Origin of the sequence: Sulfurirhabdus autotrophica (assembly GCF_004346685.1) — a bacterium.
Lineage (GTDB): Bacteria > Pseudomonadota > Gammaproteobacteria > Burkholderiales > SMCO01 > Sulfurirhabdus > Sulfurirhabdus autotrophica.
In genome coordinates this window covers 61,412-75,945 of the sequence record NZ_SMCO01000004.1, presented here as the reverse complement: position 1 = coordinate 75,945, position 14,534 = coordinate 61,412, and the positions used below count along the sequence as shown (strand labels likewise).

At 46.2% G+C, this 14,534-nt stretch carries 10 protein-coding genes; 6 read left to right on the top strand and 4 right to left on the bottom strand.

The window, feature by feature from the left end; translation table 11 throughout:
* Position 1 precedes the first annotated feature (1 nt).
* From EDC63_RS06630 to EDC63_RS06615, 4 genes are all read left to right on the top strand, one after another.
* Positions 2-1,459, top strand: a complete 1,458-nt coding sequence (locus tag EDC63_RS06630; protein ID WP_165922930.1) for a VanZ family protein — start codon at positions 2-4, stop codon at positions 1,457-1,459.
* Positions 1,456-2,742, top strand: coding sequence for a putative O-glycosylation ligase, exosortase A system-associated (locus EDC63_RS06625; protein WP_124945746.1), 1,287 nt, complete (start codon positions 1,456-1,458; stop codon positions 2,740-2,742). The genes EDC63_RS06630 and EDC63_RS06625 overlap by 4 nt, the downstream gene beginning before the upstream one ends.
* 192 nt (positions 2,743-2,934) lie before the next feature.
* Positions 2,935-3,510: a PEP-CTERM sorting domain-containing protein gene (locus tag EDC63_RS06620; protein WP_165922929.1), complete on the top strand. Its 576-nt coding sequence runs from the start codon at positions 2,935-2,937 to the stop codon at positions 3,508-3,510.
* Between the two features lie 225 nt (positions 3,511-3,735).
* Positions 3,736-6,201: an O-antigen ligase family protein gene (locus tag EDC63_RS06615; protein WP_124945744.1), complete on the top strand. Its 2,466-nt coding sequence runs from the start codon at positions 3,736-3,738 to the stop codon at positions 6,199-6,201.
* A gap of 90 nt (positions 6,202-6,291) precedes the next feature.
* On the opposite strand, the gene EDC63_RS06610 is transcribed toward EDC63_RS06615, so the two are convergent.
* A complete protein-coding gene (locus tag EDC63_RS06610; protein ID WP_165922928.1) occupies positions 6,292-7,422 on the bottom strand; it encodes a VanZ family protein in 1,131 nt (376 codons plus the stop codon).
* Between the two features lie 137 nt (positions 7,423-7,559).
* Here EDC63_RS06610 and EDC63_RS06605 point away from each other — a divergent pair, with 137 nt between their 5' ends.
* Both EDC63_RS06605 and EDC63_RS06600 read left to right on the top strand, forming a co-directional pair.
* Complete coding sequence (locus EDC63_RS06605) at positions 7,560-8,525, top strand: acetyltransferase (RefSeq protein ID WP_124945742.1); 966 nt, start codon at positions 7,560-7,562, stop codon at positions 8,523-8,525.
* Between the two features lie 2 nt (positions 8,526-8,527).
* The gene (locus EDC63_RS06600; RefSeq protein ID WP_223248205.1) at positions 8,528-10,246 is read left to right on the top strand and encodes a bifunctional sulfate adenylyltransferase/adenylylsulfate kinase; all 1,719 of its coding nucleotides are present in this window, start codon (positions 8,528-8,530) and stop codon (positions 10,244-10,246) included.
* 68 nt (positions 10,247-10,314) lie between these two features.
* Here the strand turns inward: EDC63_RS06600 and EDC63_RS06595 are convergent, their stop codons facing one another.
* The 3 genes from EDC63_RS06595 to EDC63_RS06585 all read right to left on the bottom strand — a co-directional run bounded on the left by EDC63_RS06595 (position 10,315) and on the right by EDC63_RS06585 (position 14,526).
* Positions 10,315-11,055, bottom strand: a complete 741-nt coding sequence (locus tag EDC63_RS06595; protein ID WP_132920901.1) for a PEP-CTERM sorting domain-containing protein — start codon at positions 11,053-11,055, stop codon at positions 10,315-10,317.
* Positions 11,056-11,122: 67 nt separating this feature from the next.
* On the bottom strand, positions 11,123-12,526 hold the full coding sequence (locus tag EDC63_RS06590) for an Ig-like domain-containing protein (protein ID WP_124945741.1): 1,404 nt from the start codon (positions 12,524-12,526) through the stop codon (positions 11,123-11,125).
* A gap of 497 nt (positions 12,527-13,023) precedes the next feature.
* Positions 13,024-14,526, bottom strand: a complete 1,503-nt coding sequence (locus tag EDC63_RS06585; protein WP_124945740.1) for a sodium:solute symporter family protein — start codon at positions 14,524-14,526, stop codon at positions 13,024-13,026.
* Positions 14,527-14,534 lie beyond the last annotated feature (8 nt).

The window sequence follows — 14,534 nt, the reverse complement described above, 5'->3', positions numbered from 1 at the left end:
CATGCCAGGAAACACAAAAGACCGTTTCATTTCGGGTAGAAAGTCCGATGTACAGTCAATCCAAAGCGTACGCAACTCTCTTTTCTATACGGGTTTAGCGTATCTGACTTTTGTTATATATGGCAGTCTGGTGCCGCTTGATTTTCACAATCGAAGTTGGGATAACGCGTGGCAGGCCTTCATGGCTATTCCCTACCTCAATCTTGGCATCGGCTCCCGTGCCGACTGGGTAGCCAACATTTTGTTATTCATCCCACTGGCTTTTATCTGGCTTGGCATTTTGTGGCATCGCTCAAATTTTGGCCTGAGAGTTTTGTCTACCCTCACCATTCTGTTCTGTGCATTTGCCTTAAGTATTGGCATTGAATTCACCCAACTGTTTTTCCCACCTCGAACAGTATCCCTGAATGACATTATTGCCGAAAGTATAGGCGCTTGCATCGGCATTTTCCTTTGGTGGATATACGGTGAAAAGCTATTGTCGTGGCTGACTCGCTGGTCTTTGGCTAAGGGAAACACCGGATTAGCAGAACGCTTGCTCTTCCTCTACCTGTTTGGGCTGTTTGGTTACAATCTGTTACCACTGGATCTGACTCTGAGTCCCATAGAAATTTATCATAAATGGAAAGAGGGACGGGTAATCCTGATTCCTTTTAGCTATATATTCGAAAATCCACAACAAGCGTTATATGGTGTGATCAGTGATGTGGCGATCTGGGCCCCTGTCGCTTTTTTATGGCAACTAGCCAGCACACGACCGGCATTTTCCATATGGCTTTATGTCATTAGCGCTTCTGCTCTTTTAGAGTTTTTACAATTGTTTGTTTACACACGTGTCAGCAATGTTACCCAAATATTGACTGCCGCCTTAGGCGCTGTAATTGGTTTACAGCTTGTAAACCTCTTCAAAAATGAAAAACTGGGCGCGGCCACCGCTCATTCACGCAAAAGTAATGGCGCCCTCCACCTGATATTATGGCTAGCGGCAACATTATTCTGGACGGCTATTATAATTACCGTTTTCTGGTACCCTTTTGATTTCCACTTCAGCCGGGAGTTCGCCGCCAAAAATTTGCCCGGCATGCTGAGAGTCCCTTTTTTAACATATTATTACGGTACGGAGTATCGTGCTATCACGGAAGTTTTGCATAAAATGGGGTTTTTTTTGCCACTGGGAGCGCTATTAGGGTTGGGAGTGACTCAAATTCACCATTATTCCTGGAGACAATTTGCAGGCTGGTTCGCTATTCTTAGCATCAGTCTATTTGCATTAGGGATCGAACTCGGCCAAGCATTCCTGCCGGGTAAATTTGCGGATATTACTGATTGGATGCTAGAAACGCTTGGCGGCATACTGGGCTACTCTCTATTTAAAATAATTCTGAGCAGATCCGGTCATGGATACCCAACCCATCGCAAGCATCAACGCAACGCTCAACCTACTCGTTTTCAAGAATGACTGAAATGCGCGATTTTGCCATTTTCACCATGTTGCTGAGTTTTGCCATGCTGGCCATGTACCGGCCATGGCTCGGCGTACTTGGATTGGCTATACTCAGTTATATGCATCCGCAGGGCTATGCACTGGGATTCGCGAAACACATACCGGTGTTCCTGATTTTATTCGGCGTTGTAAGTCTCAGTACTGTTACGCATTATGTTCGGACAAGGCCATCCTATACCTTGCCATTCGACTGGCGTTTGGTTTTCTTAATCGCATTATGGTTATGGTTCGGGGTAAGTAGTTACTTTGCCATTTTCCCCTCCGGTGCCCTTGAAAAATACATAGATGTTCTCAAAATTTTGCCTCCGCTCTTGTTGACACTTTTGCTAATTGACGGCAGGGAAAAGCTTCGATATCTGATGATTACCATTGTTGTAGCAATCTTGATAGTTGCAGTAAAAGGTGGCTATTGGGCGGTGATAAATGGTTTTCATGATCGCGTTTATGGCCCCCCAGGAAGCCCGTATGCTGACAACAACGAGTTTGCTGTCGTAGTATCGATGGTTATCCCGCTACTATTTTTATGGCTACGCGAAAGCAAGGATAAACTGCTTCGCATGGTTATTATGGGGGGTATTTTACTATGCTACGGATCAGTTATCTCTTCATGGTCTCGTGGAGGGATGTTAGCATTGTTTGTCGTAACACTGATGTTGTTATGGCACAGTAAAAAGAAATTATTAGCCGTACCCTTCCTGGTGATAGTACTTGCCGGGTTCTTTGTGCAATTGCCCGGAAACTGGTTTGAACGCATGGAAACCCTCTCGGCAGTGGAACAGGATGCTTCAGCTCAAAGTCGCCTGGCCGTCTGGCGAATTGGCCGAGAATTTGTACTGCATCACCCAGTGACAGGAGGTGGCTTTGATGCCTGGCCGGCGTTGACCCTGTCAACGGGCGGGCCACTGGACTGGCATAGCGCCTATGTTGAGATGGCTACCGAGCATGGACTGGTCGGCCTGGCTATTTGGAGTCTATTACTTTTCGGCACTCTCGCTAGCCTCACACGACTTGGAGTGACCGCCGCACGTAAAGGACTCACATGGGCAGCAGACTATGCAGCCATGATACGAGCTTCGCTCATGGCTTACATGGTCGGTGGGCTCACCCTTGGTATTGCATACTGGGAGTTACCTTATCATCTAATTATGATTGCTATCGTGTTAGGGGAGATTGTCACAAAGGGTATTTTCGACAAAAATGAAACAGGAATTGATCAAAATAGCAGTAAGTCTGGTTAGGCGAGTTTTCGCGTGTCGAAAAATTTTACACTTTACCTAGCCGTGGATCCACAAAAATTAATAACCCCATGATTTTTATATCATGGAATGAAACTTGCTTATATATTTAAATATAAAGAAGCAGGAAAACAAATCCCTGCAATAGTTTGGAGAATCCTAAAGATGAAAACAACACACTTAATTTTAATATTCATGCTATCGCTTGCATATTCGCAAATTGCGACTGCCACGAATGCGATTTGGCTGAAAGATACAAATGGGGTGGTATGCACAAACTCCGCTAGCAGCAACTCAGGTCAACTCGTCGGATTGGGTGACGCTGCCTCCGGTAGTGTAACAATTGACAATCCTGGTACCGGAACAACCAACTGCACCGGCATCCCAACCACTACCAGCCCTATCACTTTCAGTGGGTTTGCGCAGAACACTGTGCCAATCAGCATGATAAAACCAGGAACTAACAACAATCCAGAGTGTTTGAATCAAGGGAGTAACTTATCTGGTGTAAATGGGTCGGCGACTACTAGCGGTTTTACCCTGACTTTTGCCTTCTCTTACACAAATGGCTGCCCCGCACCTCTGCCAGTATTTACCAGAACTGCAACGTTGACTGACGGATCGACCGTTTTCAATGGTACTTACTATGTATACAATACCAACACGGTTCCTGAACCCAGCACCATTATGCTGCTATTAGCAGGACTATTGGGTTTGGCTGGAATGAGTTGGCTCAAACGTAGTGGGCGCATGTCACCCCCTCAGTACTAATCAAATAGCACCTTCCGGCGGCACACTTCACAGTTGTTCCGCTTTAGGTGCTACTTACAGCTATCAAAATCTTTTCTCTCAAATACGCCCTGCATAATCATAAAATAGATTTGTCGCTACCAGACAATGTTCAATCCTTTCCATTCATACCCCTTTGCATACCATGGTTTGGGAGGCTGGAGAAGTTGCTCATAATGCACGCAAATATCGCCACAGATCGATTTAATGGCTAAGAATCTAAAACAAATGGGGATGCAATCTAGAAATGGCATCAAGCAGCAGAATAGTCGATTTTCCCATCCGCTCTGGATAATACTGATACTGGTTGGATTTATTTCAGCTCTGGTTCCATTCGATCCAGGTTCTGTGCTCACATCACCAAGCCTTATAAAACCTGAACTGGCTGAGCAATTTTATCGATTTATTAAATCCTCCATGCTATGGGTGCCCATTGGCCTTATGTTCGGCATTGCTGGCTTGGGCAATATTCCTCGCATCTGGGTTGGATTGTTGGTAACTGGCACTTTTCTTTACTTCGGATTTTCACTTGACGTTTTCAATATGGTGACCGTGCAAGAAATTCTGGCGGTGGCACCTGGCTTGGCCACCGGGCTTTGGCTGGGAGAGCGTTCGTTTTTATCTGAGCGGAAAGACACACTACTTCGCACCCAAAGCATCCCAGCTACTACCCGCTCAAGTAACAAAGAAACTTATGCAGGCAATATTGAACCAAAAGCAACCGCTCTTGCCTCGGCTGATAATAATGCAGTCAATGAAAAGACAATGCCTTTGAGTAAAAGTAGGGCAACAACACACAACAGAGACAACACTTCCGTAAATCAGTCTGCTTTATCCATATATTTCAAGTGCTTGATGGCATTCATCATATTATTGGTTGTGTCCGCAGTATTGTTCGGCTTCCCTCGTTGGCCTATCGCCTTGGGTGTCGGTTTAGCACTTTACCTCTCTATACTTTGGCGTTATCCGCAAGCCTGGTTGCTTGTTATCCCTGCTACGTTACCGCTGCTTGACTTGGCGCCCTGGACAGGACGTTTCTTTTTTGATGAATTTGATTTATTGATATTAAGCACCCTGGCCCTTTTGCTTTGCCGGACTACTCCCGAGCCAGCACTGAGTTTCTCACCACGCATGAGACTGTTATTTCTAACTCTCTGTATTTCAGTACTGATAAGTTTTACCAACGGCTTACTTCCATTACAACCCCTAGACGCGAATGCATTCTCCAACTATTTTAGTCACTACAATAGCCTGCGGGTTGCCAAAGGTTTTGTTTGGGGAATAGTTCTCTATGGCATGCTTCGCTCTAGCGAAGACTTATCACAAGCCCAACGATTTTTCAGCATTGGCATGATGATAGGCCTGGCTGGCGTATCAGTAGCTGCTTTACATGAATATTGGCTGTTCAGCGGGACAAGTGCTCTCGATTATCGTGTCACTGCAACTTTCTCCAGCATGCATATTGGAGGGGGGCACATTGAAGCGTATCTGATTTTTGCATTGTCTTTCACTTGGCTCTTACTGTGGCAGGAAAAAAGAATTTGGATTAAAGCAATTGCGATTGGCGTGTTTCTTATTGCCATTTACGCCTTGGTCACGACTGTAGCGCGAGGGGGAATTGTCGCGCTTGCCGTAGTATTCGTCATACTCGCTTTTGGCATGTACCGCAACTTGCGTGCGAGAGGAACTTCACGCACGTTACACTATACTGCGAGCGCATTGCTTGTCAGCGGATTAATAGTGGTCATCTTGGGGATTGGAACTGCCACTTTTTTGCAGCAACGTTTTGCCCAAACTGGGGAAGATGCGCATACCCGATTTACGCATTGGTCCAAATCATTAAACTTACTGCAAAAGTCATGGATCGAGCAGCTTTTTGGTGCTGGGTTAGGCTCGTTCCCCGAACGTTACTTCTACGCTAATTTTGACTCGTCTATGGGCAATTATCGCTACAAGACGGAACAAGATAATCGTTACCTCAGTTTAAACTCAGGCGGTACGTTGTATATGGCACAAAGTATCAAAATTATGCCAAACTCACCCTACACCCTTTCTCTGGATGTACGCGCAAGCGACCAGACTAAACGACTGGATATTTCCATTTGTGAAAAAAAATTATTTAATTCCCATCTTTGCCAATGGCTAAATGTTCCTGTCACCAAAAGTAAAGAGTGGCAGCATCAAAATATTGTTTTTTCCAGTGGCCAAGTTGGGCAAGGGGCGTGGTGGGCTAGACGTCCCGTTCAACTTTCACTTTATAATCCACAAGATAAAGGGGTCGTAGATATTGATAATATCCACCTAACTGATAGTAATGGTGATAATCTCATCTCTAACGGTGATTTCGCTCAAGGGGGAGATTATTGGTTCTTTAAATCAGGGAACCATCTTGCCTGGCATATAAAAAATATGTGGGTTCACCTGATATTTGAACAAGGCATAATCGGCCTGATAATTTTTTGCACCTTAACTCTCGTAGCTGTGTGGCATTTATTACGCAGTTTGTATGCAGGTTCCCCACACGCGACTGCATGGCTGGCTAGCATTAGTGGCTTGCTCACTATCGGATTTGTGGATAGTTTATTTGATGCCCCAAGATTGGGCATGATGCTTGTTTTAGCGTTGCTTGTTGGTATTTCACAATCTACTCGTAGCAAAACAAGTCTTACTTAATTCTCGCCAGAATAAATTACCACCCTTCAAGCAACTTCCCAGCTGAGATTAAGCCTCCCCGATCCGGCAACTTGCAAATGCCATCAAAAATCAAGCCAGCATGCGCGCTCGCCTTGTTATCATGGAACCAACGAACATATGCGCTATCGCCAAAAACGGCCAGATGTCCGAAAAGAAAGATGCCAGGCCCGTCACATTAAGCATGTTATTTTTCAATGCTGGCCATTCAGTCATCAGTGAAACAGTCTGAGGATTGGCCTGCCAGTACAATATTTTCACAATCACAAAGCAAACCAGAATGATCATTGCTGCGCCAAAGGGCCTCCGCCGGTTCTTTAAAAGCAAATATAGCAGCGCCAATCCAGCTAGCAATCCCAAAAGCGCTTCTATAGATAAAAGGCGAGCTAATACATAAAATTTTAGTAATAACGCGGCAGCCAGAAATTTAAGCAATACTGTAGAAGTAAATAGCGCTAATACTAAAGGCGTCATCCTGTGATGGGTTCGAATCATCGCTGCAACGAATAACCCCAGAGCGGTTATCTCCAGCATGTAAATGATGGCTTGATAAAACCTGGCCAGTGAAAAAACACCCCGGGACTCCCAAAATGGATTAAACCCAACGTGCAAATTACCTGCCACAAGGGATGGTGCCTGAAGACTCAATTGCGAAAGCGCCCATATCCCCAGCAATACCAGCCCTGTGTTTACCCACAATCCCGGCAAAAAAAACCGTTTTCGCCAAGCAAAAAACATATTGCCGGGCCAGGTTTGTTTTTCCAATAACCTGGCAAGCATTGCGCCAAATAATGACCCCATTGTGTTGGCCAGAATGTCCACGTTGGAAGAATCTCGGCTTGGCAGGAGCAATTGCAACAATTCCATCACAAAACTGAGAAACAGCCCCATCGTTGTTGCCCAAAACAAGGTCAAGCGCAGTCCCATATAATTCCGCAGCACCACACCCAGTAACAACCCGAGGGGAACATAGACCAGAATATTGGTTGTGATATCGGTGCGCGTGACATACTGCGGCCATGGCGAAATCAGAAAGATTAATGCGCGCGCTGAGGGAAGCGTCCAGTTAGCAAAAGGATACAAACTCCCATACACAATCAGCGCGACATAAACCATCAAGGCGATATATAACACCGCCTGATACCTGTATGGCCGGGCAAGGCCTTCATTTGGATAATGTGTCTTCGATTTGAAATATGTCATGTTTCTAAACAGCAGGGTTTTAGCTGAAGTTAGCACACACGATCTGTTTAGTAAATTTCTTGTGACGTTTTGCAGCCACAATCCGTTTCCCGGATGATGTACAATTTGCTCAATACAAAAATAACCGGGGGGCGGTCGTGGCATTTTATGATGTTTTTAATGGCGATGCAGACGGCATTTGCGCTTTGCACCAGCTACGCCTTGCTCAACCAGTTCAAAGCACTCTGGTCACCGGTATTAAACGCGATATAGCCTTATTATCGCAAGTGAACGCTAACACCGGTGACGAAATCACAGTACTTGACATCGCGTTAAGCAAAAACCGGGATGCGCTATTGGCCCAACTGGAACGGGGTGCAAAGGTGCGTTATTTCGACCACCATATGCCGGGTGAAATCCCTGATCACCCTAATCTGAGTGCCTGTATCGACACCAGCCCAAATGTCTGCACCAGCTTGCTGGTTAACCGTGAACTCAAAGGACAATATTTAATTTGGGCTGTCGTTGCTGCATTTGGAGACAATCTGCATGAAAGTGCATTACAGGCATCCGAAGCCCTGAAGTTAAGTGCTTTGCAGCTGGACGCGTTGCGCCAACTAGGTGAATACATTAATTATAATGCTTACGGGGAATCCATACAGGATTTATACTTTCATCCTGCTGAACTGTACCAAATACTGCATCGCCATATCGACCCATTTACTTTCATACACGATGAACCTGCTTACAATACCCTGCAGAACGGCTATGCAGAAGATATGGCATTAGCCAATAGCATCCGTCCAGAAATTTCAACAGATGCGGGTGAAATTTACATGCTGCCCGATGCATCGTGGAGCAGACGAATTTCCGGGGTGTTTGGAAACTCTCTGGCAACAGCCGCCCCGTTAATAGCCCATGCCGTATTAACCAGGCTTACTGCCGGGGGGTATCTGGTCAGTGTGCGCTCACCTATGGCAACCAAAGCGGGTGCAGATGTATTGTGCAGTCAATTTGCTACTGGCGGCGGACGAAAGGGTGCTGCAGGCATTAACCACCTTCCCGAAAATCAGCTTGCGCATTTCGCGGAATTATTTAATCAAACTTTTAGCCTCAAGGCATAGAAATGGAAGCAATGGACAAATTGATTACGCCTTATGGCGAAAAACTGGTTAATTTACTGGTTGACCAGGCACGCGCGGAAACCTTGCGCCATGAAGCCATCAACTTCAAATCCCTTGACCTCAACAGAAGACAGCAATCAGATCTTGAATTGCTGCTCAACGGCGGCTACTCACCGCTCACTGGTTTCATGAACCAGGCTGACTATTCCCAGGTGTTGAACGACATGCATCTTGCAGATCGTACTTTCTGGCCCATGCCCATCACACTCGACATTTCTGCTGACATGGCCGCAACACTTTCTGTCGGCGACCAGATTGCGCTGCGTGATGCCGAAGGTTTCATGCTGGCGGTACTCTCCTTAGAAGAACTGTGGCAACCGGATAAAGTATTCGAATCACAGGCACTGTTCGCCACTGATGATCCTAGAAATCCTGGGGTAGCGTATCTTAATTCAAAAGTAGGCACACACTATATTTCAGGAAAACTGGAAGGATTGTCTTTACCTTTACGTCATGACTATCCGTCACTTCATCAGAGTCCGGAAGAATTGCGAAAATCCTTTGCGCGCCGAGGCTGGAGACGCATAATTGCCTACCAGTCGCATCAACCCTTGCACCGCGCGCAATATGAATTCACGCTACGGTCGGCTATGGCCTATGAAGCAAACCTGTTGATACACCCCGTTATTGGTAGCGCACTTCCTGATCACCCCGAATACTTTACATTAATGCGCTGCTATCAGGCCATTATGCCCCGCTTTCCCTCCGCAACTACCGATCTCGCATTGTTACCTCTCCACCCTCGCTGTTCAGGCATGCGTGAAATTTTGTGGAAGGCTATTGTTCAAAGGAATTACGGTTGTACCCACCTTATCGTAGGGGGTGAGCATACCAACCTTGGGGGTACTCGCCGTGGCATGGATCTATTTCAGACGGATGGCAAACAGGCAAACGAAGCACAACGCAATATAGTCGGTGTAGAGTTGATTCCCTTCCCGCGCATGGTTTATGTGGAAGAACGCGCTCAACATTTGCCTGAGGAAGAAGTACCTAAGGGTATGCGCACCGCTACCTTAACAGGGATCGAATTAAAGCGAAGGCTGGTAGAAGGGCTTAAAATACCAGACTGGTTTTCTTACCCGGAGGTGTTGCGTGAATTGCGCAATACCTATCCGGACAGAAGCAAACAAGGATTTACGATTTTCTTTACCGGACTCTCAGGCGCTGGAAAATCAACCATCGCCAAAATATTAACCACCAAATTGCTGGAAATGGGTGGACGCCAAATTACTTTACTGGATGGAGACGTGGTCCGAAAGAATCTTTCCAGCGAACTTGGGTTTTCCCGTGAGCACCGTGACATTAATGTTCGCAGAATCGGTTATGTTGCTTCGGAAATTACAAAAAATCACGGCATTGCCATCTGTGCACCCATCGCACCCTACCAAGCCACTCGCCGCGATGTTCGGGCCATGATCGAGCCATATGGTGGTTTTTTTGAGATCCATGTTTCCACTCCACTGGAAGTTTGCGAAAGCCGTGATCGCAAAGGGCTTTATGCCAAAGCTCGTGCTGGCATTGTTAAAGAATTTACCGGAATCAGCGATCCTTATGAAATTCCTGAAAATCCGGAACTATTGATCGATACTACTGATATCAGCGTTGAAGAGGCAGTGCAGCAGATTTTACTGAAGCTGGAACGGGAAGGGTATTTACGATAAGGCAAGACTATTTAAGCGTAAAAATCGATAACGGCGGCAAATGGCCACCGTTATCTGTTGTTCTATTTTTATTTCATCGCTTTACGACGTCGAACTGCACTCAAACCAGCCAAACCAAGCCCCATCAGAGTCAAAGTGGCAGGCTCAGGAATTTGTGAAGGACGTATGCCTTGAGAAAATCGTTGAGAAAAGCTATCAAAACCAGCCTGGTCACCCACATCAGTAGCCCATACCAGGATATTTTTGGTCACCCAAATATCACTTTGCGATGCAAAGGCTGCCGTATCCGTTAGTTTGTTAGTAATGACATCATCCAAGGTACTAAATTCGACATTTTTGCTGCCAAGGTTGCTCAGACCCGCTGCAGTTCCAATTTTTTCCAGAATGAAGCTCCCATCATCATTGATTGGCTGACCCGATGTAGTTGTAAAGGCATTTGCCATTGCCAGAGAGTTGCCATTGATCCGCAGATTAGGGTCCAATACCGAGACATGAAAACCGAACTGGAAATCCAGGTAGGCATAGATCCCATCTCCCTGCACGTTAAATTCCTGATTAGAAATGTTGAACATAAGCCCTGGGCCTGGATCCAGCCCCCCATCGTTCAAGGCCGTAACGTTGATATTGTTGGTGTTAACGGTGGAACCATCTGATTTACCCTGAAAGATTAGCTTAAATTGATCAAACACTTTGTCACCCGCCGTTATCGACTGGCCATTGAACAGATCGGTCAAGGGGATTGCCTGGACATTGCCCACCGCGCTGAATATCAGTGCCAGTGCACTAAGGGTTTGCAGGATGCGTTTCATGGTAAGACTCCTCTAAAGTGTATACGACTACGGTTTGCCCCCCAGACCAGTTGGGGGGCATTCTGGATTACTGGGTAGCGCAGTTGGCTCGGGTGCACAAGGGGATGCAAACCTTCACATCCGCGGGTGTAATCACGCCGTCACCATTGGCATCGCGAGGATCACCGGGTGGAACTGACTGCCCACGTGACCTGCTGATCAATGCCAAATCGTCTTTGTCGATATCGTTATCGCTGTCCACATCACACACCCGCAGTTGTGTCCTGATCCATTCTTTCTTTGCATCCTGAGCACAAATTTGCTGCTGTAGTTGATTAGTGAAACAAGTATGGATAGTGTCGATACCCAAGCTACCGTTACTGGCATAAGTAAAGCTCACTTGACCATTGCTGTCGGTGGTGCAATTGACATTCAATGAGCAGGTGCCCGATACGCCTGAATTCGGTCCCGCTTGCACTACGAAACTCACTGTGACCCCTGCCTGCGGAGCACCCGACTGATTCTTGAGGGTAGCAGTCACTGTATGGCTGTTCTGGCCCGAGGCTAGATCATTGATAGCAGTCAGAGGTGCCTGTGTGATACCCACCACAGCCACGCCACAAGGCATATAGGGCACACCATTTACTTGTAGAGGAGTCGGGTTGAATTGCACCTGAAGTTCCTGTAGCCAAATCTTGGACAAATTTCCCGCAGCAACCGTATTCACAGGCTGGGTGCTAACATTCAAGACATCCACATCGAAACCATTGTATATGATCAGGCCGTTCCCATACCGGGCGTAGGTATGGGTAGGACCTGTTTGATTAATGGAATTGGTACCAGACATATCCAGGCACCAATTGTTATCTAATGAGGTCATCACGTTCATGTCCCCCACTGCATCAGTATTGGCACCTAAGGTAGTCGCATTGATACAGCGCGGATCTCCCCCAGTGCAACTAGGATCTCCCACCTTGGTAGACAGTGCATTATCCTCTACGATGTTCACTGTACCTCTTCCACCACGTGCGCCAGGATTGTTTGTGGTGAAGGGATAGGGCAACCAGGAGTAGTTCTGGGTGGAACACTCGCTGTCGTAGATGATCAGCTTGCCGCCGTTGCTGACGAAGCTGACAAGATCAGTCTTCTGCTGCGTACCTAGCAGGCCATTAACATTACATCGAAATGGTGAAGGACTGGCAACATTCAGAAACACAGTGTCGCATGCTGATGCGCCACAGACTCCACCCGGTCCTAATGCTGTAGAGTAACTGGCCGTATTATAGGGCAAGTTGAAAAAATTAAAGGCTGTAAAAGCCGCGTTGGTGGTGTTTGAGGGGAAGCTGCCACCATTGGAGACAGTCAGGGAATTAATGTAAGCCACGTTCGAAGACTGTGGCTGGGCTTGGACTGGCTGCAGAGCCGCCCCCACTAGCACGAGAGTGGCTGTAGTCGCCATCAAGGTGCTTTTCATTATCTTGGTATTCAACATTACAATCTCCTTATCACTGTATTATGGGCACGCAGATAAAGCATTTGTTTACCAACTCTACATCTGCATTACGCCAAGTAGGCACATAAGTAATTAGCAATTTTCATACCACACTCTTATGTGACTGTATTTTAAAGTAAAAAAATTTATTTCTGAGGATTTACCAAGAATATGTAAAAAATTCTGACGAAATTCATGTCAAATACGCTTGAACTAATAGCACATTAAAAATAGATTTCAAGGTTATTGAAATCAAAACACAATATTAATGAAGCCCTAGGGAGATTAAAATAAGTTCATGAATTACAGCAAGTTATAAAAACATTGCTGCTAATAAGGGAAAAATTCCAACACATTGATATGTAAAATATTTCGACAAAATTGAAGTTTTTTATCGCATATCATCGTAAAAGAACGCACCTCTTTATTGTATGGGCAATACGTTGTGCTTTATCTGGATGATAGACAGGGTTAACTTGTGGCCGCCTCGATAAAAATTAGTCTTTGTGGCGTTGAGATGGAATTTCTGCCACATGCTGAGTCTGTGCTGCCGCATGATGATGCAACTGACTGTGGGTTAATTTCAGCGGGGTTGGTTTACCAACATAGTGCGGCAGTAATGATCCTGCCAACATCCCCAAGAAACTTGCTAACAATCCAAGCAACTGTGGAGGCCACAGTCCATCTGCTGCAAACATCTCAAGCAGAATCCAGGTGGAAAACCCCGCAATAACAGCAAACAATGCACCCTGAGTATTGGCTCGCTTCCAATACAGACCCATTACCAGTGGGATGAATGCCACTACCAAAGTCACTTTATAAGCATTTCCCACCATTTCATAAATGCTGGACGAAGAATTAAGTGCGAAAAGCGTCACAATGGTGGCGAAACAGACCACAACGATACGCATGGTCAACAGGAACCTTTTGTCCGTTTGAGGCCCGACAATACCTTTCAATATATTTTCTGTAAACGTTACGGACGGAGCAAGTAATGTCCCGCTTGCGGTACTCATGATCGCTGATAGCAGGGCACCAAAGAATATGACCTGAGCAAATATCGGCGTGTGTCCCATAATCAGTGTCGGCAATATGTGCTGAGGGTCTTTTTCGATTAGTCCGGCAACCATTTTGGGATCTATCAGCGAAGCTGAATAGGCGAGAAATAAGGGGATAAACGCGAATAAAAAATATAGCCCCCCACCCAGCACCGCGCCACTTACCGCAATACGGGAAGTTTTTGCGGACATTACACGCTGAAAAACGTCCTGCTGAGGAATAGAACCAAACATCATGGTTACCCATGCGCCAATGAAGGCAAGCATGTCCTTGGTTTCCAGCTTTGGCCAGAACTCGAACTTACCTGCTGCAGCCGCATGATTAATCACCACACCAACGCCACCTGCCATCCCACTTAAGAGGTAAGCCAGATAAAGCATACCGACAACAATGATCGTCATCTGGAAGAAATCGGTAAGTGCCACTGACCACATACCACCGAACAGCGTATACATCAGTACGATACCTGCGCCGATAAGCATGCCTTCTGAAGGAGTTACAGCACCTTGGGATACAACAGAAAACACCAGGCCCAACGCGACTATCTGGGCTGAGACCCACCCCAGATAGGAGGCAATAATGGCCAGACTGGTCATCACCTCCACGGTACGGTTATAACGCTGACGATAGTAATCACCTATCGTCAGCAAATTCATTTTGTAGAGCTTTGCTGCAAAAAACACACCAACCAGAATCAGACACATGCTGGCGCCAAACGGGTCTTCAACAATACCTCTCAACCCTTCCTGTACAAACCTGCCTGAAATCCCTAATACTGTTTCAGAACCAAACCAGGTGGCGAATACGGTTGCAACAACGATATAAAGCGGCAGACTACGGCCCGCGATGACATAGTCTCTGGCGTTTTTGACTTTTGTAGCGGCATAGAGGCCGATACCAATCGACACCATCAAATACAAAATCACAAAACCGATCAACATGTCTGTTC